21 protein-coding genes are annotated in these 19,953 nt (G+C 47.1%); 6 read left to right on the top strand and 15 right to left on the bottom strand.

Annotated elements, in window-relative coordinates; all coding sequences use genetic code 11:
- Positions 1-74 precede the first annotated feature (74 nt).
- The 3 genes from MKY44_RS10240 to MKY44_RS10230 all read right to left on the bottom strand — a co-directional run bounded on the left by MKY44_RS10240 (position 75) and on the right by MKY44_RS10230 (position 2,620).
- Positions 75-413: a L,D-transpeptidase gene (locus tag MKY44_RS10240; RefSeq protein WP_036609207.1), complete on the bottom strand. Its 339-nt coding sequence runs from the start codon at positions 411-413 to the stop codon at positions 75-77.
- Between the two features lie 56 nt (positions 414-469).
- The gene (rsgA, locus tag MKY44_RS10235) at positions 470-1,495 is read right to left on the bottom strand and encodes a ribosome small subunit-dependent GTPase A (RefSeq protein ID WP_405172971.1); all 1,026 of its coding nucleotides are present in this window, start codon (positions 1,493-1,495) and stop codon (positions 470-472) included.
- Positions 1,496-2,026: 531 nt separating this feature from the next.
- On the bottom strand, positions 2,027-2,620 hold the full coding sequence (locus tag MKY44_RS10230; RefSeq protein ID WP_341009816.1) for a DUF2087 domain-containing protein: 594 nt from the start codon (positions 2,618-2,620) through the stop codon (positions 2,027-2,029).
- Positions 2,621-2,798: 178 nt separating this feature from the next.
- On the opposite strand from MKY44_RS10230, the gene MKY44_RS10225 reads away from it, so the two are divergent.
- From MKY44_RS10225 to MKY44_RS10215, 3 genes are all read left to right on the top strand, one after another.
- Complete coding sequence (locus tag MKY44_RS10225) at positions 2,799-3,797, top strand: YpdA family putative bacillithiol disulfide reductase (protein WP_076249782.1); 999 nt, start codon at positions 2,799-2,801, stop codon at positions 3,795-3,797.
- Positions 3,798-3,802: 5 nt separating this feature from the next.
- Positions 3,803-4,246 carry a DUF441 domain-containing protein gene (locus MKY44_RS10220; protein WP_036609212.1) on the top strand — a complete coding sequence of 148 codons (444 nt, stop codon included), beginning with the start codon at positions 3,803-3,805 and terminating at the stop codon, positions 4,244-4,246.
- Between the two features lie 416 nt (positions 4,247-4,662).
- Positions 4,663-5,175: a hypothetical protein gene (locus MKY44_RS10215; protein WP_036609214.1), complete on the top strand. Its 513-nt coding sequence runs from the start codon at positions 4,663-4,665 to the stop codon at positions 5,173-5,175.
- Positions 5,176-5,273: 98 nt separating this feature from the next.
- On the opposite strand, the gene MKY44_RS10210 is transcribed toward MKY44_RS10215, so the two are convergent.
- Entirely contained in the window at positions 5,274-5,723 is a 450-nt protein-coding gene (locus tag MKY44_RS10210) for an NUDIX domain-containing protein (protein WP_341006944.1), read from the bottom strand.
- Between the two features lie 76 nt (positions 5,724-5,799).
- Complete coding sequence (locus tag MKY44_RS10205) at positions 5,800-6,096, bottom strand: HesB/YadR/YfhF family protein (protein ID WP_036609218.1); 297 nt, start codon at positions 6,094-6,096, stop codon at positions 5,800-5,802.
- Positions 6,097-6,581: 485 nt separating this feature from the next.
- Here MKY44_RS10205 and MKY44_RS10200 point away from each other — a divergent pair, with 485 nt between their 5' ends.
- Positions 6,582-8,327, top strand: a complete 1,746-nt coding sequence (locus tag MKY44_RS10200) for an ABC transporter ATP-binding protein (protein WP_036609220.1) — start codon at positions 6,582-6,584, stop codon at positions 8,325-8,327.
- Between the two features lie 12 nt (positions 8,328-8,339).
- The gene (locus MKY44_RS10195; RefSeq protein ID WP_341006943.1) at positions 8,340-10,430 is read left to right on the top strand and encodes an ABC transporter ATP-binding protein; all 2,091 of its coding nucleotides are present in this window, start codon (positions 8,340-8,342) and stop codon (positions 10,428-10,430) included.
- A gap of 184 nt (positions 10,431-10,614) precedes the next feature.
- On the opposite strand, the gene MKY44_RS10190 is transcribed toward MKY44_RS10195, so the two are convergent.
- The 8 genes from MKY44_RS10190 to MKY44_RS10155 all read right to left on the bottom strand — a co-directional run bounded on the left by MKY44_RS10190 (position 10,615) and on the right by MKY44_RS10155 (position 17,447).
- The gene (locus MKY44_RS10190) at positions 10,615-11,241 is read right to left on the bottom strand and encodes a YdcF family protein (protein WP_341006942.1); all 627 of its coding nucleotides are present in this window, start codon (positions 11,239-11,241) and stop codon (positions 10,615-10,617) included.
- Positions 11,238-11,783, bottom strand: a complete 546-nt coding sequence (locus MKY44_RS10185) for a hypothetical protein (RefSeq protein ID WP_053061520.1) — start codon at positions 11,781-11,783, stop codon at positions 11,238-11,240. The genes MKY44_RS10190 and MKY44_RS10185 overlap by 4 nt, the downstream gene beginning before the upstream one ends.
- 99 nt (positions 11,784-11,882) lie before the next feature.
- Positions 11,883-12,593 carry a hypothetical protein gene (locus MKY44_RS10180; RefSeq protein ID WP_341006941.1) on the bottom strand — a complete coding sequence of 237 codons (711 nt, stop codon included), beginning with the start codon at positions 12,591-12,593 and terminating at the stop codon, positions 11,883-11,885.
- Complete coding sequence (locus MKY44_RS10175) at positions 12,590-13,648, bottom strand: ABC transporter ATP-binding protein (protein WP_341006940.1); 1,059 nt, start codon at positions 13,646-13,648, stop codon at positions 12,590-12,592. Before MKY44_RS10175 ends, MKY44_RS10180 begins: the two co-directional genes overlap by 4 nt.
- 6 nt (positions 13,649-13,654) lie before the next feature.
- Positions 13,655-15,385 (bottom strand): arginine--tRNA ligase, encoded by a 1,731-nt coding sequence (argS, locus tag MKY44_RS10170; protein WP_341006939.1) that lies wholly within the window; start codon positions 15,383-15,385, stop codon positions 13,655-13,657.
- Positions 15,386-15,662: 277 nt separating this feature from the next.
- A complete protein-coding gene (locus tag MKY44_RS10165; RefSeq protein WP_280523088.1) occupies positions 15,663-15,797 on the bottom strand; it encodes a hypothetical protein in 135 nt (44 codons plus the stop codon).
- 122 nt (positions 15,798-15,919) lie between these two features.
- Positions 15,920-16,255: a four-helix bundle copper-binding protein gene (locus tag MKY44_RS10160; RefSeq protein WP_036609230.1), complete on the bottom strand. Its 336-nt coding sequence runs from the start codon at positions 16,253-16,255 to the stop codon at positions 15,920-15,922.
- A 73-nt stretch (positions 16,256-16,328) separates the two neighbouring features.
- On the bottom strand, positions 16,329-17,447 hold the full coding sequence (locus MKY44_RS10155) for a CobW family GTP-binding protein (RefSeq protein ID WP_341006938.1): 1,119 nt from the start codon (positions 17,445-17,447) through the stop codon (positions 16,329-16,331).
- Between the two features lie 171 nt (positions 17,448-17,618).
- Here MKY44_RS10155 and MKY44_RS10150 point away from each other — a divergent pair, with 171 nt between their 5' ends.
- Complete coding sequence (locus tag MKY44_RS10150; protein ID WP_036609234.1) at positions 17,619-18,137, top strand: MogA/MoaB family molybdenum cofactor biosynthesis protein; 519 nt, start codon at positions 17,619-17,621, stop codon at positions 18,135-18,137.
- Positions 18,138-18,213: 76 nt separating this feature from the next.
- Here MKY44_RS10150 and MKY44_RS10145 read toward each other — a convergent pair whose 3' ends face one another.
- The gene (locus tag MKY44_RS10145) at positions 18,214-18,768 is read right to left on the bottom strand and encodes a hypothetical protein (protein WP_341006937.1); all 555 of its coding nucleotides are present in this window, start codon (positions 18,766-18,768) and stop codon (positions 18,214-18,216) included.
- A 74-nt stretch (positions 18,769-18,842) separates the two neighbouring features.
- Positions 18,843-19,862 (bottom strand): oxidoreductase, encoded by a 1,020-nt coding sequence (locus MKY44_RS10140; RefSeq protein ID WP_341006936.1) that lies wholly within the window; start codon positions 19,860-19,862, stop codon positions 18,843-18,845.
- Between the last annotated feature and the right edge of the window lie 91 nt (positions 19,863-19,953).

Here is a 19,953-nt window from a genome sequence, read left to right as displayed (position 1 = left end):
CCTGATGCCGCTAGGCATGATTCGTAATCAAAAGTAGACTTTTTGAACTACCTCTTATAAAGTAAAATCCGGCCCTACGGCCGGATCGTTACCCTCGTGCCTACAGATACCTTGGAAGACAGATCCAGTACATCCGAGTTGTACATGCGTATACAACCATGGGAGACGGATTTGCCAATAGACCAAGGCTCATTGGTTCCGTGTATCCCATAATGGGGAGCAGACAGTCCCATCCAGAATACGCCAAATGGCCCACCTGGATTCGATTGTTTGTTAATAATAGTGAACTCCCCGTTTGGAGTCTGCGTGAGCATCTTGCCGGTGCCTACGGGATAGCCCTTAATCACCTGATTGCCGTCCAGAAGATATAACATGTGGTCAGAAAGATCTACAATAATCCTGTAATCTGGCATAATGACATCCCTCCTGACCTATCTTATGCAAGATACCGGATGATGCCCGCCTGATTTCAGGCTTCCTCCCACTCTTTCACACTACGGGAGTGCTTGGGTTTGCGACTATTGGCCGGTTTGCTGGAAGCAGTACGCCTTCTGGATGCCACTTCTTCCTTGCGTTGCTGATATTGCAATTCCTTCTGCATTTTCAGATAATTATTCAGTCTTTTTTCATCCAATGAACCATCCTGTATGGCCTCTTTCACTGCACATCCAGCTTCCCGCGTATGACTGCAATCCAGAAATCTGCACGTGGCCGCAAGTTCTTCAATTTCTCCAAACGCATGTGACAGCCCATCATTGCCCTCATCCCAGAGATTAAGCTCGCGCATTCCTGGAGTATCGATCAATACGGCTCCCTGTGGAAGTACAAACATCTCCCGGTGTGTTGTCGTATGTCTCCCACGGCTGTCTCCCTCGCGGACGGATTGCGTAAGCTGCACATCCTCACCCATCATCCAGTTCACCAGCGTAGACTTGCCACTGCCAGAAGATCCTGTGAGCGCAACAGTCAGCCCTGGCTGCAAGTATCGTTCCAGTAAGGATTTACCTTGACCCTCCACTGCAGATATCGCAAGCACTTCAACGCCCGGGGCTATTCCTTCTACACTTCGGATCTGTTCTTCCACATTGTTGCACAGATCACTTTTGCTCAAGACGATGACTGGCCTTACGCCACCATTCCAAGCCATCATCACGTACCTTTCGAGTCGTCTAAGATTGAAATCATGATTAAGTGCAGCCACGATTAACAGTGTATCTACGTTTGCGGCGATTAATTGTTCCTTGGTCACTGGACCTGCCGCCTGTCTCGATACCCTGCTCCGACGGGGCACCAGATTGTGAATAATTGCTTCTTCACCTGCCTGACCTGTAATGGCCACCCAATCTCCAACCGCTGGTACCAAGCTGGTCTCCAGACTATCATGACGCATTCGGCCCGAAATTCTTCCCCAGCATTCGCCCTCTTCTGTAATCAAACGTTGCAGATGTCCATGGTCTGCGATAATTCTGGCTGGCTTTTTCTCCTGCTCTTCCATCCCTGTCTCTTGCCACAGTTCCTGCCACTTTGCAGACCAGCCGTACTTCTCAATATGGTTATCTAAAATAAAAATTCCTCCCAAAATAAGTTTGTTTACTTCGTTCAAGCCGAGTGAACAATCATCTCCGGTTCAGATCAAAACAAAAAACCACGAGTAGAAATACACCCGCGGCAATAAGGAGTTAGCCGAATTAAAGATCATCCCTTCTTGTAGATCTACCGGATAAAATACTTAACACTCCGATATAAACAATTCAGGAACACCCTTTATCGGCAAACAAAAAAGCCACGGGTGCGTCACCCGTGGCTTCATCTGAGCATGCGATACTTCACGTTACAATGGATACTGCTATCCAGCTAACGCAAGATTACATGCTTTGATCCGTTCCGGAGACGCTGTTCATATTCAAATTAACGTATACTGCATTTAAGTTTGTCATTAACAATCGCCTCCCTTGTAGAATTATCCATTATGTTACACACTGAGCTTTACAGTTGTCAAGCCCAAACTTTTTTACCACCAGCTACTCTATTTGACCTGATCCCAGCGTGTCCACATTTCCTTTGGATTCAATTCATAGATATCCTCTTCCCGATACATGAACTGATGCATGATAAATTCCCGCCGAATCGTGGCAAAGTCTTCATGGTATTGCTTTATAAATGTATTGATTTCTTTTTCCGTATACTTCCGACCAAATTCAAGTTGCTCGACCAGATGACCAAGTACAATCAGTTTTTTCTTGTATTGAGCCGGAATCTGACGCAGTCGTCCATCTTTGGAGAAAAAATTCCTCATGACCGACGCTTTCAATGCTTCGTTCACATCACTCATATCCGTGACCTCCTCTCGATTAAAGATAAAATCAACCGAAGCCTGTGCATTCTCGCGGATAAACGAAGGATTGAGTGTGAAATACACTGTATTTTTCTCCCGTCGTTCCTTAATCAGCGCCGCCTCTCTCAGCTTGGATGCATGATGTGTCACGGTTGGCTGTGACAGATTCAGCCGCTCGGCAAGTGCCTGTCCGTGCAGTTCACCCTGTGCCAACAACAGCAGCATGCGAAGCCGGGTCGGGTCAGCCAACGCTTTATGATAAGCCACAATTTTCTCCAGCTGCATCATCGTTCATCTCGCTTTCAATTAGATATACATCTAATTTGATATTAGTCTTTTCTTCTCTGCACGTCAACTCCTTTGGTTTCAAGTAAGCTTGTCTAATTAAACTCCACGCTTGAACTGGCATTGGCTCGTTATTTACGGTAGGATTATATTGCTTGAAATAAGGAGGATTAAGAACATGGAAGATGTCATTATTATCGGCGGAGGCCCATGCGGTCTGTCTGCTGCCATTGAATGTGAGCGGCTGGGACTGTCCGCTGTGATCGTTGAGAAATACAATATCGTTCAATCTATTTATCTGTATCCAACCCATATGCAGTTTTTCAGCACAGCCCCGCTGCTTGAGATCGGAAACGTTCCGTTCAGCACACCTAATGATAAACCGTTTCGTTATGAAGCACTTGCCTATTATCGCAGGGTAGCCGAACATTTTGGTCTGCGTGTTCATAACTATGAGGAAGCCCGTGAAATTAAACGCAAGGATGATGGTACGTTTGAGGTACATACGCTCAATCGCCGCGGGGAGGCCATCGTACATGTTGGACGCAATGTAGTTGTAGCTACCGGTTATTTTGACCATCCTAACTATCTGGGCATCCCTGGAGAAGATAAAGATAAAGTAACCCACTACTTCCGGGAAGCCCACCCGTATACCCGTACACGTGTCGCCATTATTGGCGGAAGCAACTCAGCCGTGGATGCGGCCATGGAATTGGTTCGGGTCGGAGCACATATTGATATGGTTTATCGCGGCAGTGGTCTGTCCCAGCATATTAAACCATGGGTACGTCCGCTATTCGAGAGCATGGTGACAAAAGGTCATATCACACTCCACCTGGAATCACGCGTGAATGAAATACTCGATGATTCGATTCGTCTGATACACACGGACGGTTCCACTCGGGAACTGGATAATGACTTCGTACTGGCAATGACCGGTTTCCGTCCAGATCGTCAACTACTCACGTCGGTAGGTGTGGAGATGTCTGATGATATGGATAAACCTCTATATGATGCACAAACGATGGAAAGCAGCGTACCTGGTGTATATGTGGGCGGAGTCATCGCTTCGGGTCGTAATGCCAATGAAGTCTTTATTGAATCCGGGCGCTGGCATGGACGTTACATTGCGGAACATATCGTTAGCAAACAACGTGGACAGACTGAAGGGAAATGAAAACAATGGATATGACTTCCCTGCTGTTGCTCGTATTTGCGGCTCTCGGGATTATCAGCAGCAACACACCTGTGACCGTAGCGATGGTATTTCTGTTGTTGCTACGAGTCCTGAACCTGAATCAGGCATTCCCATGGCTTGAAAAATACGGACTTACACTGGGCATTATCATTCTGACCATTGGCGTGATGGCACCTCTTGCCAGTGGCAAGATGAGTTTGCAGACGATCGGTGAGTCTTTCCTGCACTGGAAGTCCCTGCTCGCCATTGGCGTAGGATTACTGGTGGCATATCTCGGAGGACGTGGCGCTACGCTGATGGGTACACAGCCAACTGTCGTTGCCGGGCTGTTAATCGGAACGGTACTTGGGGTTGCCCTATTCAAGGGTGTACCTGTGGGTCCATTGATTGCGGCGGGAATTTTATCATTACTACTGGGCAAATCCTGATTCAAGTTGTGAAGGTTGTAACCTGACATGCTGTGCAGATTGGCTGTATTTCCCACCGTTGTGTGATATACTTCTATTCATGCAAATCATGTACACGAGTCTACAGCAGAATAATCCACATTAGAGGTTGTTCAAAAAGTCCGCTTTTGATTACGAAGGATGCCCAGAGGCATCATCAGCATCGAATATGGAATTCAGCCGAAATAAGCGGGAGGCTTACGAAGTATGTTTCCGAAGGAAACATTTTGGTTGCTCACGTAGTTTTCCCTACGCTCCGCTACTCCATTTCTAGCTTCATCCCATCTTCTCGGTACTGAAAACCGTCCTATTTGAACACGTACTATTATGGTTATGCTGTTGCATAAACGTATAGATTCACTTTGCAACTATTAATGGCGCAGGAGGATTAAGGAACCATGTCACGTCAGTTTATTACAGAAGCCGTGATGGTGGCCATTTACGGTCAATTGCTAGCGCCGCCCGCGCCTGTTGAATATATTGTTCCTTATACCACCATCCTTGAGCTATATGAATTCCAGACCAGTCCTGATCCCATGATGGATAACCCGGCAGATGATCAGCATGTAAAATCCAAAATCAATGAAATGATTTCTTATTTCGAGGAACCGCTGAATAAGAAAAAAATAGAGCGTGCGTTACTTGTTCCATGGGCTAAAAGCCCCTCCATTTTATTTGGTGACCAAGTATCCATTGCCATTATCAATGCAATAGATACGGCACAGTACGGGGAGTATTTCGATCCCATTGAGACCGAACTGCTGCTGACATCTCAGCGCCTGAGTATCCCGATTCTCACCGATCAGGTTGAACTGATTGCACGCATAATTGAGTCTGAATCACCTGTACAGGTATTTGATATTGATGATTTTGATTTTGCGATGGATGATGAACCACTGGATCAGGTGTAATTCATGCTCTGTGCACTTAAATCGGATTTTTTAAAAAAAATGACCTTGGCATCCACTGTATCGTGCATGCCAAGGTCATTTTTCCGTCAACACTTATTTTATTCTGCAATATCCCGCGCTAACAGGACTCGGCTAATCTGATTAAGAGGTGGTAACGACTCCAAAGCAAAAAACTTCAGACCTGCATCACTATTTACACGCGACTCCACAAGGTCATCCTGAATGATCACTGTCCGGAACAGGGCAATGACATAATACTCTTCATCTCCGCTTGAATGCAAATACCGAAGGTCAGGCCCCGAATAGAGACCTTCCAGTGTCATGGTATCAGCAGTCCAACCTGTCTCTTCCCATAACTCCCGATGTGCAGCATCTTCAATAGCCTCACCCGGGCGCATCTCACCTGCTGGAAACCGCCAGTGACCATGTTCAGCATGCTGAATCAGCAGTAATTCACCTTTTTCGTTCTCAGCCCGCACCGCCGCTTTTACAACAATATGAGAGCGTTTTGCGATATACTGGGCCAAATCTCGTGGTGGCAGATTCACTGCTTATCCCCTCCTCCTACTCGGAAGCCGGTGGCGACCTGTAATCCATCTATTGCTTAGCAGAATACTTCAAGGATTAGACTTCCGTATAACGGTATTCGATATCCTGACCTTCATCAACGATATCCACATGCAGTTGGTGCCCTTTCAGATACCAATAATCGTGATCTTCCATAAAGAATTGAATCCCCGACACTTCGGTTTGATCCGCAGGATGTCTTGGTTTCTCCACAGCAATACCTAGCGAAAATCCAGGGTGAAGACCTCCGCCAGAGCTATAACGTGCAAAAAAACGAATGCTGTCTCCCTCGTTCAAATTCAGCTCTTCCTTGTACCAGCGAGCAGCTTGATCGGATACATGTATGGTACTCATTTGGTGTCAGCTCCTTCTGTATATATATGTTCCATCATATCTCGACAGGGACTTGAATACAAACCCGAGTGACCACATAAAGACAAAATAAGTTGTGAAAAATGTTTGACAGATTGTAAAAGCCGGTGTTAAGATGCAAACATACGAGGTCTACATTGTATTTATTTCCAAAAAAAGAAAGGGTGATTACGGTGTTTAACAAACATATGATAGGTCAATTCAACACACAACTAAATACCGGAGCACACCCGAAATCATTATTCCGTTCATAAGTCGGCATGACAGGCGATCTTTCATTAGAACCTCTGTGATGTTTACTCACAATCGAACTTATATATGGTGGCGGCTCTGTTCTCTGAGCCATGCTGCCGTATGATTATATGAAGACATACCGCCTGCGTGCGGTATGTCTTTTTTTGTGGGTACATTTCGGCATACATGAACGGAATCTGCATTTCTCGGACATCGAAAGGAAGGGATAACTCTTGTTCTCTGTACTTAAAAACCTGGCCTGGTTCTTCCGGCTGGAACGCAAACGATACCTAACCGGTGTCATCTTGCTTATTCTGGTGGGCATTGCCGAACTGCTGCCTCCTCGTCTTCTTGGTAATGCCATCGACGAGATTGTGCGCGGTTCCATTACCGGCACCTCACTTACGCGTTATATTTTGCTTATTCTAGGAACGGTCATCATTATCTATCTGGTTACATACGTTTGGATGCACAAACTGTTTGGTGGTGCCAATCTGGTGGAGCGGCTGCTTCGTTCACGCTTCATGGACCACTTGCTACGGATGACTCCTCCCTTTTTTGAGAAAAACAGAACAGGAGATCTGATGGCTCGGGCCACCAATGATCTTCGTTCCATTGCCACTACAGCAGGCTTCGGCATGCTGACCTTAACAGACTCTACAGCCTTTCTGGCCACCGTATTGTTCGCCATGGGTTTCCTGGTTAGTTGGAAACTGACCCTGGCGGCAATTCTGCCTTTACCTTTTATCGCCATTGCCATGATGATCTATGGTAAAGCTGTACATCAACGTTACACCCTGGCACAGGATGCATTTGGAGATATGAATGACCAGGTGCTGGAATCCATCGCCGGTATTCGTGTCGTACGTGCCTATGTGCAGGAACGTCTGGACGAGAAACGGTTCGCCGACGTGACCGAGGATGTGTATCGCAAAAACCTGGCTGTTGCCAGAATGGATGCCCTATTTGAACCCACCATCCGCCTCTTCGTTGGACTCAGTTATGTGATTGCACTTGCCTACGGCATATATCTTGTATTCCATAATGAAATCACCCTGGGGGATCTCGTATCGTTTAACATGTACCTGGGGATGATGATCTGGCCCATGTTTGCCATCGGTGAATTAATTAACCTGATGCAACGTGGTAGCGCTTCGCTTGATCGGGTCAACGAGACTTTATCCGTAGAACCTGCCGTACAAGATGTGGAGCAACCTGCCCACGTTACGAATCCGGAAGAAATTGCGATGCAGGATGTTACATTCCGTTACCCAAGTTCCACTGTCGACAATCTCAGTCATATCAGCTTTTCGCTGCGGCGGGGTCAAACATTGGGTGTTGTGGGTCGTACGGGTAGCGGTAAGTCTACTTTGCTCAAACAACTGCTTCACGAATACCCTGCCGGTTCGGGCACATTAAGCATCTCGGGTCATCCGATTCAGGATATTGCCAAAGATGACTTGCACAGCTGGATTGGGTACGTACCACAGGAACAAGTTCTTTTCTCCAAATCAGTTCGTCAAAACATTCAATTTGGTCAACCTGGGGCCAGTGATGAAGTCATCATGGAAGCCATTCGTACCGCCGCTTTTGACGGGGATCTGGGAACCTTATCCGATGGACTGGATACACTCGTTGGTGAAAAAGGAATCTCTCTGTCTGGTGGACAGAAACAGCGGGTATCGCTGGCGCGTGCCTTTATTGCTAATCCTGATATCCTGATCCTCGATGATGCCTTATCTGCTGTCGATGCACGTACTGAAGCCAAAATCATTGAAAATATACGCAACAAACGCTCGGGCAAAACTACGCTGATCTCGACTCATCGCCTGTCTGCTATTGAACATGCTGACCGAATCATCGTACTGGAGCACGGGAAAATTACGGAAGAAGGCACTCACCAGGAATTGTTAGCCATGAACGGCTGGTACCGTGAACAGTATGAACGGCAACAGGTCGAGTCCAATCTGTCCACGTAGGAGGTCAATTCATTGAAGTCTAATACAGGCAAAAGGCTGCTTGATTACGCCTTGAAAGCCAAAGGAACATTTATCGCTGCATTAATTATGCTTACCATTGGGGTTGCGGCCGAGCTTGCGGGGCCGTTCATCGCCAAATCCATGATCGACAATCACTTGCTCGCGATTGAGCAGCCTTTCTATGAGACGACAGCTTCAGATGAAGCCGCAGTCTACAACGGTAAGAACTACAAACGCGAAGGCTTGTTCGAACCGGATGAAAACAAAGGTTCCGAAGTGCGGGTATTACAAGCCGGCAGAAGTTTTTATTTTGTAAACGAACCGGTAAGCGCACCTGACGGGGACCGCACATATACGGATGGAACCCTCACGGTTACACGCGCAGGTGAGGTAACAGGCCAATATGCGGCAACACCCCTGTCCGCTGGTGAACTGTTTGCTTTTTACAAACCGGAGATGCCCAGCATCTATCAATTAATTGTGTATTACATGATCTTCCTCGTGATCTCGGTCATTATGGAGTTTGGTAAAACTTTCTGGCTGCAATCCTCGGCCAACAAAGTCATTCAAAGACTGCGTAACGATGTGTATGCCCATATTCAGCGACTGCCGGTGCACTTTTTTGATAACCTGCCCGCAGGTAAAGTTGTATCTCGGGTCACAAACGATACAGAAGCCGTCAAGGATCTGTTCGTTGCCGTTCTTTCGAACTTTTTCTCAGGAATCATCACGATTACAGGTGTGTATGTCGCACTCTTCCTGCTTGATGTCCGCCTTGGTCTAATCTCATTATTCGTTGTGCCGATGCTCATTACATGGATTGTGCTCTATCGCAAATTCGCTACTCGCTACAACACGATCATTCGATCCCGACTGAGTGAGATCAATGCAATCATTAACGAGTCCATTCAGGGGATGTCCATTATCCGCGTATTCCGTCATCAGAAACAAACCAAACAGGAATTCGAAGATCTAAATGATGATTATATGAAACACCAGAACAAAATGCTGAACCTGAATGCCTTCACCTCACACAACCTGGTTAACGTATTACGGAATATCGCCTTTGCGGTTGTCCTGTGGTACTTCGGTTCCAGTGTGTTGGATGGCACAAGTATTATCTCCCTGGGTGTTCTGTATGCCTTCGTTGATGTCCTGGGCCGCTTGTTCCAGCCGATTACCGGCATGGTGAATCAGCTCGCCAACCTGGACTCCTCCCTCGTATCCGCTGGTCGCGTCTTTGAGCTGATGGATGAAAAGGGAGAAGCTGTAACCGATGGCTCTATGCCAAGATACAAAGGGAATGTTGTCTTCGATGATGTATCCTTTGCCTATAAAAAAGATTACGTGCTTAACAATATCTCGTTTAAAGCATCCCAAGGTCAGACGGTCGCTCTGGTCGGTCACACCGGTTCAGGTAAAAGCTCAATCATCAACCTGCTATTCCGGTTCTATGATCCACAAAAAGGCAAGATCACGATTGACGGTCAGAACGTCAAAGATCTGCCTAAACAGTGGATTCGCGAGCATATGGGGATTGTATTGCAGGACCCGTATCTGTTCACAGGCACCATTGCTTCCAACGTCAGTCTCGGCGATGAGAAGATCTCTCGTGAACGAATTGAACAGGCGCTGCGTGATGTAGGCGCTGAACGTATCCTGGCTCATTTGCCTCAAGGCTTTGACGAACCTGTCATCGAAAAAGGAAGCACATTGTCTGCTGGACAGCGTCAATTGATCTCCTTTGCTCGGGCACTGGCGTTTGATCCGGCCATCCTCATTCTGGATGAAGCGACTGCCAATATTGATACGGAAACGGAAGCATTGATTCAGAATGCACTCGAAGTCCTCAAAAAAGGACGTACCACCTTCATCATTGCTCACCGTCTCTCCACCATTCGTTCGGCAGATCAGATTCTGGTTCTGCATCGCGGGCGTATCGTTGAGCAAGGTGCACATGATGAACTGATGGAGCTTAAAGGCCGCTATTATAAAATGTATCAGCTCCAGCAAGGTGCGCAAGCAGCAGCGAGTGCAACCAGCGAGAATCCGTCGGGTGAGATCATTCCAACCTCAACCTCCTTTGCCGGAGGCAATGCATAACAGAGTAAAACAGATAGCTCTTTAAGTAACCAATCAAAATGATGTACTCGACGGCAAAACAAAAACCGATCTACACAGCTACCTCAGGGTTTGCGGTGTAAATCGGTTTTTTTGTATTTTCATCTGGAGGCATGTTCCGTTACTGTTTATTTCGGCCAGACAAAAAAACAATCCGCGTGCAACCTCATGGCTGCTGCGGATTGTCTATCCATCCTTTGATCGTATATCCCATGTACATCACGGTCTCTCTTGCGAGAAAAGGAAACTTGCTGCGCCAGGTTCGATACGCCGTTGTTCGTGTCGGAGAAGGTACGGCATCCATACCCAGTCCGGCAGCCAGCTTCATGGCCCGTTTCATATGTAATGGATCACTCACAATCGTATAGGTTTGATAACCGGCCTGTTCACCAATCGGAATTGAATTGACCAGATTCTCCTCGGTAATTCTGGATTTGGTCTCGATGCGAATGTCCGCAGGATCTACGCCATGTGCGATGGCATACTTCTGACCCACTTCAGCTTCCGTATGTGCTCCATCACCACTTGATCCACCTGTGAAAAGCAGATTACGAACGGTACCCTGACGGTATAATTCAATCCCGTGTTCAATACGTTCGCGAAATACAGGTGAAGGGTTATCCCCCGCCACGGCTGCGCCCAGAATGATTGCTGCGTCCGATATCCTGGATGAATCCTCATCCGTATATGCAGATATACGTATTGCGGTAACCACAGTCCACAGGATTCCAACCAATACTACAGCCAGAGCCGTAATTAATATCCAGCGTTTCGTTATCCGTTTGCTTGTCATTCATCCTCTTCCAAAGCCCTTGCTTGCATACTCTCGGTATGCATACGCTCCAGCGTTTGCAGAGCTGCTGCGGATTCGGCATCCAGACCAAGCTCTGCAATCCAGGCACCCGTATATTGCTGAAGACGGATCTCCAACTCCTGTGCACGGTCTTTGAAATCCTCCAATTCCTTAATCATGCGTGATCGTCCTTCCGGACTGAATGTCTCATGAATTCGTTCCTTGAAATAATGATGTACAATACGGTTACGTTGCTGCCATAATTCATTCAACTGGCGAGTCTCTTCCTCAGAGAATGTAAAATGATGGCGCACTTCGTGAATGAGCTGCCCCAGTGAACTGCTCATTTTTCGTTCGTACAGATCTTCCAGATCCTCTTCAGACACGGCTTTGCCCTGAGACATTTTCATTAATAAAATCAGATTGACCAGCTGCTGTTCAAGCGCCTGCCCGTAGTACACTGCCAATCCGTAATAGGCAAACAATTCCCTGGAGTGTTCGCTGTCCAGCATGTCACCATTCTGGATATCTGTATTTTGCATATGCGAGCGCCCCCTTCAACCGTACAATGTTAACCATTCCATGTCCCTCTATCCTAACCAAACCAAGAGCAACATTCAAGTTATCGGGAAGCGCGTCTTCTAACTCCGCAGATCTCTTCTTCCGGACAGCCACACATGGATGATTAGTAACCCTAATGCATAGAGCACAGTCCACAGCATAACCGAAACAAAAGAGTCCATCTTTGATTCATCAAATAACATCATCTCACGAACCAGATAAAAGGCTGGTGGAAGAATGCGGCCAAGCCATTCTAACGATTCAGGTAAACGTTCACTTAAGGAACCTTGGATAAACGATAGTAATAATACAATAATGAGGGCAGGCATACTTCGACTAAGCAAGGGAATGTACGATTTTTGAAAAAATACACTGATGCCTAATCCCAGCAGTGATAACCCCAGATGTCCTAACCAAGTCATCATCCACTCCTCACCTGTGGGTTGTCTTTCGAACATTCCCGCGAACACGGGATACAGCACAGTGATTGCGGTGAGCATGAATTGCATTATCCAGGCACAGATGAGTTGACTTATTACAACCTTACGCCTGCTTCCTGCATGAAGGACGAGTAATTGATACTGCTTTGCAGGTTCGGTATTCATCACCATTACTCCGAGCCAAGCAGCTGCCAGAAATAACAGCATAGCCGTAACACTGTAACTGTCCGCAATTGGGTTGGGTTTGTAGGAATAGATCAGCAGCATGGCGATGATATAAAAGATAACCGGTGCAAAATATTTCTGTGAGCGAATGTGATGCCTTAACAAATATCGGGTCAGATAGATCATTGTGCTTCTCCCCCCGCATCATCCATGGAAGAGCTTAAGTCCACAGATTCTGTGACACCTCTAAGACTCGCATGTACAGCTGGATGTTGTCCTTCCAGCAGACTTTCCATATGTAATTGACTTTCTTCCTGTTGTACAGACACAACCGAACCTCCGGATGCCAGAATTATTCTGAGGACATCATCTGTTGATTGTTGAACCACTTTCCAATCCCACAACCAAGAATTGGATATCCCTGAGCTTGTATTACGAACTAAAGACAGTACTCCCGGTTGTTGTTGTACCATGGATGGATCGTTGGCCAGATCCTCTCCGGCTTCCGTTAGACTTTGAATACGTACAACGGGTTCGCCAGCTTGAAGTATATCTTCACGACTCCAGTAGCGGAGCACGCCGCCTTTCTTCAACACAATTACCTGGTCTGCCAAACGTTCAATAAGCAACGGTTCATGACAAGCTGTAACGATGGATGTCCCTTCATCCTTCCATTGTCCCAATAAGGATACAATGGCCTCTTGAGCTGGAATATCCAAGCCTGATAACGGTTCATCCAACAGCAAAAGACCACCCGGTCCAGGTAACAGGGCCTGAATCAAATTTACTTTTTGCAGTGTGCCCTTCGATAATAAGGGTAACTTCTGATCGATCGCGGTATCGAGATATAAAAGTTCACTAAGTTCTCTAATCCGCTCACGCAGTATTTCGGGGCGAATGCCCCGAATCCGTCCCATGTCCCACAAATACTCTCCAGAGGTAAAGGGTAAACGTGGCAGGCCATCTACTGCATACCCATCAGAACTCTTCATTGTGCGCTGGATCGATCCTGTATCGGGTAACAAAATACCTGCCAACATACGTAGTAACGTGCTTTTGCCCGAGCCGTTTCTGCCAACAAGCACAGCACATTCTCCCTGTTTCACTTCCAGATTAATTTCATCAAGTACTTGAGCATTGCCTAATCGCTTGCTCACTTGTTGAAGCAACATACCTCGACCTGATGAGTCTGGTACATCTTGATCGGCTTTCTTGAAAAGTCCACGTATACTCCTTATCACCTGGGATCACATCCGCTCTGGAGCTTGCACACCTAGCAAATGTAAACTGTACGCGAGGCGTTCGGCAGTCCGTTTGGCCAATGCCACCCGGAAGGATCTTACATCAGATGACGCATCGGCAATCCGTTCGGCGTGATAGAAACGGTTGAATGCTTGAGCGACATCTATTGTGTATTTGGCAATGACCGAAGGCTCATTCCGATGAATTGCTTTTTCCAGATACTCGGGATATTCACCAAGCAGTTTCAGCAATGCCCATGAGGTATCTCCGATAAGGGATGGAGTGGTTACTGTGTTATTCTCACCTTCCGCAAGGTTGGGTTTAGTCAAAGGGTTTTCATTTTCAATACGGATCGCTTCTTCTGCCTTGGCAAGCACACTTTGAATCCGGGCATGGGTATACTGCACATAAGGTCCGGTCTCTCCTTCAAAACTCACCGCATCTTCCAATGAGAAGTCCACATCGTTTAACCGACTATTACGCAGATCACCGAAGACAATGGCACCTACACCAACAGCCTCAGCCACCTTCTGAGGGTTCTCCAGATTCGGGTTTTTCTCCTGAATAATCTGCAAAGCACGAGCAACTGCCTCATCCAACACTTCCTGCAAAAAGACGACTTTACCGCGGCGGGTAGACATTTTCCTTCCCTCAAAACGCATTAAGCCAAACGGGATATGTTCACACTTCGCAGACCATTCATGCCCCATCCGGGATAGGACCGCAAATACCTGACGGAAATGTAACTTCTGCTCGCCTCCGACCACGTATAACAACCGATCTGCCTTCATCACCTCATGACGATAGACTGCCGTAGCCAAATCCCGAGTAGGATAGATTGTTGTTCCATCTTTTTTGATAATCAGGCATGGGGGCATGTTCTCATCTTCCAGACGTACCACGAGTGCACCATCACTCTCTTCAAGTAAACCTTTTGCCTTCAGTTCTTCAACCACTGCGCCCATCTTGTCATTGTAAAAGCTTTCTCCCAACGTATGGTCGAACTGTACATTCAGGCGTTCATACATCCGGTTGAATTCCTTCATGCTCACTTCCACAAAGAACGCCCATAACCGCTGTGCTTCATCATCCCCTTGCTCCAGCTTGCGGAACCACTCGCGTGCCTCAATCTCCAGTGAAGGATCGTTCTCCGCCTCATCGTGGAAGCGCACATACAGTTCCAGGGACGTACGGATCGGGTCTGCCTGCAACGCTTCATCATTGCCCCACCGTTTGTATGCTGCGATCTGCTTGCCAAACTGGGTTCCCCAGTCTCCCAAGTGATTCACACTTACAGAGGTATAACCCGCTTCGTTATACAACCGATACAGTGCTGCACCGATTACAGTAGAACGCAAATGCCCGATTCCGAAGGGTTTTGCGATGTTAGGGGAAGACATATCAATCACAACACGTGAACCTTGACCAAGCTGAAGCTTACCAAATGCCGCATTCCCCAGTTCTTTCAGCAGATTCGGCGCGAGCTTCTCCCGATTGAAACGGATATTTACATACGGCCCGGCGGGAGTCGCTTCAATTCCAGATGCCTGCAATCCCGTTGCGAGCTCGGTCGCAATGACTGCCGGTGCTTTTTTTAATGACTTCGCTAATACAAAACAAGGGAATGCTGCATCACCCATCTCCGCCTGTGGTGGGACTTCCAGTAATCTCAGAACCTCTTCTTCATTCAAACCCGTTAAAGGGGTAATATCGGCCGCAGCCTGCTTCATCAACATGTCAAACACTCCTTATCCATTCATTATTGGCTGAAAATAAACACAAAAAAGCTCTCGTCTCTAAATAAGAGACGAGAGCTGAATTAACAGTTCCCGCGGTACCACTCTAGGTGAACAGCTACTCCTAATATGCATCAACATGTATACCAGTAGAACCTGTTCCGCTCGATGCGTATAACGGTCGCAAGCCGGGTTACCCTCAGACAGATATGGCCTATCCCAATCGGGATACGTACATCTTTTCGGATAACCATCTCACAGGTGCGGTTCACTCAGGTCATGTCATACCGGCTTCCACCTCTCCCGGCTCGCTGTCATGTATGGATCTGGCTACTCTCCCGATCATTGATATTCTTCGTTTCAATTCATTGCCATCATTATACATACCACGATCAGAATTGGCAACCTGCATTAAAAATCCCCTACTGAAAGGCAACACATAGGCACATCGTCTCAGATGCTTGTGTTCACTGCCTTCCCTTAGGGGACAACGGTCATTATCGGTTTTAATTATATATTCCAGTGAAATAATATTTACGCTACTGCTGCCATCAACCGGCAAGCTTCTGCACATCTGCGGCAAGCCTCTGCACATGCTTGGCAGTGATCATGGTGGTGTTTGCCACACTCAGCGGCGCAAGCTTCACAAGCTTTCACACACAATTCACATATTTCAGCAATGAAATCACTTCCACGTGTCATGGCTTGTGCAGCAAAACTGCAGATCTCCGCACATTCCCGATTCAAACGTATGCAATCACGCAACATCGCCAGATCATATTCTTTCAGACTCGATATGTAACATACGTTGCATGCATTCATGCACTCCAAGCAAGCATCGATACATTGTTGATATTGTTGTTGTGTCATTTAAAGTTACCTCCCAGGCAAAGTTTGCTATGCATCTTAATACCCAGTTCGGAGGAATATTGAATCATCTAACCTACTTTATCGCTTCCAATTCCAGTAATTGGTCACGAATGACAGTTTGGTCAAAATGTTCACCTATAAATACTGCAACATTAGGGACATCTCCCTGAGGTGTAATCTTCATGTAATCCGATTCACGGTAGGCATACTGGAACCAGAAGCGGCTCGCCGTGTCACTAAACGATAAGATACCTTTTGCTCGATATACATCCCGTGGCAAAGCAGATACAAATTGTTCAAATGCTTCGCTGTTCACCGGATGACTGAAATAATGCGTATACACCATAACATGTTCGTGTGATGCATGAGGCGCGGAATGTTCGTGACCATGGTCATGGACATGGCTATGGGATGCGTCAGTATTTGTAGCATCGTCTTGGACCGTATGATCTGTATGTTCATGACCATGATTGCAGCCATGTGTACCACAAGCTTCCGTATGCACATGATGCTCTTGGTGAGCCGGCTTACCTGCTTCAGAAGCTGAATCACGCACGTGTACGTCTGCCCCGCTGCGAAGCAACAGATCCATCTCCACCTCACATTTCACCGTAGGAATTACAGGTGCGAAGCCATTCCATTTTGCCAAAAGCTGCTCCAGATCCTTCAGTTCCTGTGCACTCACCCGATCCGTTTTATTCAAAAGAAGCACAGACGCACAACGAATCTGCTCCTGCATTAGTTTGAAGGTCTGCCCCTTCTGCTCCTGATACAGACCAGACAGATGTGCTGCATCCACAACAGTAATGAGACTTTTCAGTTCCAGTCGCATGTAGAGTGAGGTCTCCGTTACCGCATCCAGAATCTCCATTGGATTCGCCGCACCGGTTGCTTCAATGATGATCACATCCGGTGATTCCTCTTGAACGAGATCAGCAAGTTGCAATCCCAAGTCACCACGTACGGTACAACAGATGCAGCCACCTAACATCTCTGTCATCGGAACGGTGGAATCCACAATCTGACCATCCAGATTAACTTCGCCTAACTCATTCATAACCACTGCGGGACGCAAACCCTGCTGTTGCCAATGTTCGATCAACTGAACAAGCAGTGTTGTTTTGCCACTCCCCAAAAAACCTGACAGTATATATACAGGTATGGATTGTTCTTTTAAAATCGTTTCATTCATGCGTATACACCTCTCTGATTGTCCTTCTTGTAACCTGATCTATCTATATCTAGCGAGTGTACACCATCCCGCATTCGTTGTGCAATAACGTTCAACTCTTCCCCAGTACATTGCCTGATTCTACCGGATAGTCTATGCTATGAGGACATGTTGATTGAAGGAGGAAGTTTCATGACTAATTCAGTGGAACAACATCGCCAGGAAGCCCCTGACACGGTATCGTGCATGATTGTTACAGTATCGGACACACGCACTAAAGACACTGACACCAGTGGCCAGCTCATGCACCAGCTTCTGAATGAAGCAGGTTATCAGATCGTTGAATACATCATCACACCAGATGAAACGGAGAACATTCGAAGCATCCTGCAAGATGCAGCTGTTCGTGATGATATCGAAGCCGTGTTACTTAGCGGCGGAACAGGGATTGCACCCCGAGATACAACCTACGAAGCGGTGTCTTCACTACTCGACAAAGAACTTCCGGGCTTTGGTGAGATCTTCCGTTTTCTCAGTTACACCGAAGATATCGGTTCCGCTGCCATCCTGAGCAGAGCCGTCGCTGGTACAATTGGACGCACAGCGGTATTCTCCATGCCGGGCTCCAAAGGAGCTGTCAAATTGGCCATGGAAAAACTCATTTTGCCCGAGCTGCGGCATGTGATGCGTGAAATATATAAACCCGTCTGAAAGATCAGACGGGTTTTTCGGGTTTATTTTCAGCTGTAAGGTAAAGATTGAAAGTTTTCTGTGCTCCCATATTCTCCTACCTTAATTGCTCCAATACATGTTGGAACACCTGCAACACATCCTGTTCATACTTGTCCTTTTCCCCACCAGAAGCTGTATAAACGAGTGAGACGTACCCTTTGCTGCGAATCGTTGTCCGGCCAAGCGCATTCTCCAAGACAGCCTCATCACGATTCTCACTATACATTTGTTCCATGCTGGCAGCCCGGGTTGTCGTATCACTGAAAATATGGACTTTCACGATGTGTCTGCCACTTCCATTCAACAAATACATATAAGAGATCCCACCATGGCCGTCATCGGCAGACATGTTATTCATCAGCTGAATGCCTTTTGCTTCAAAACTCTTACTGATCTCACTCACCAATTCACCGTTTAATCCGTGTCCTTGACTCTGTGCCCGCATATTTCCTTCATCTGTCGCTTCGCGGGTGTAGACCTTCCGCTCCTGTTCAATGGATGATGCCGAACAAGCCACCAGGGACCAGACACTCGTAATCAACACGCCACTTACAAGTACCAACTTCATTGTTCTTCCAACCAGACTTCGCCCTTTTCTACCAAACCACATGCCAATCCTTCCTTTCCAGCCACGTGTACTGTGACCCAATCAGGTAGAATTAGCATGTCTAAGGACTTAGAATCTTATGCGGATGGCAGATCTGATATCGTATTGACCACCGTACGACCTACTGCACCACCTTGGAGTATCGTCTCCAGTGTATGAGGCAACTGGTCTAAAGAAATTTCCCGGATTCCCAGTTCCAACGCACGCTCCGGTTTCCATTCTCCGCCCAGCAGTTTCCATACCCGTTCCCGACGTTCCATCGGACAATATACAGAGTCTATACCAATAAGCTGGATGCCACGCAAAATAAACGGAAGTACCGTGGATTCAAAAGCTGTGCCTCCAGTTAACCCGGATACCGCTACCGCACCTCCGTATTGAATCTGTTTCAATCGCTCCGCAAGAGCCGGTCCTCCTGTTGGATCAACAACTCCCGCCCATAGCTGTTTCCCCATCGCTCCTTTAGCTGGAGCATCAGCTTCTTCACGAGTAATAACCTCTGAGGCGCCCAAGTTTCGTAGCAATGACTCCTCCTGATCCTTCTTTCCTGTGCTGGCTGTTACTTCGAAGCCCAGTTTCGCCAGAATGGCAACTGCCATACTGCCAACACCACCCGTTGCACCCGTAACCAGAACCTTGCCCATCTCCGGTGTCACTCCAGCCTGTAACAGCGCATCTACCGAAAGTGCAGCCGTAAATCCTGCGGTTCCAATTGCCATGGCTTCTTTCTCACTGAGACCTGGTGGCAGAGGCACCAGCCATTCACTGCGCAGACGAGCATACTCGCTGTACCCTCCGTAATGGGATACGCCAGGTTCAAATCCTGTACTGATCACCCGATCTCCTGGTGCAAAACGTCCACTGACCGACTCCTCTACCGTTCCGGCCAGATCAATCCCCGGTACCATCGGGTACTCACGAACGACACCGCCTTTCTCAAGGGTAGCGAGTCCGTCTTTATAATTGACACTGGAATACTGCACCTGTACCGTTACATCTCCATTTGGCAGATCTTCCTTCTTCAGTTGCTCTATAGCAGCTTTCACTCCGCCCTGTTCTTCTTTACGGACAACATATGCGTTAAAATGGTTTTTCATCGATAGCCACTCCTTTTTTGGATTTTGTATATTTTTCCATTAAGCACATGAATTGTTCGTATTCATGCTTAACGGCTCCTTTTACCTGTGG

Source organism: Paenibacillus sp. FSL R7-0026, from assembly GCF_038004485.1.
GTDB classification, from domain to species: Bacteria; Bacillota; Bacilli; order Paenibacillales; family Paenibacillaceae; genus Paenibacillus; species Paenibacillus xylanexedens_A.
The sequence above is the reverse complement of the archived record's forward strand: the minus strand, read 5'-3'. Positions and strand labels throughout refer to the sequence as shown.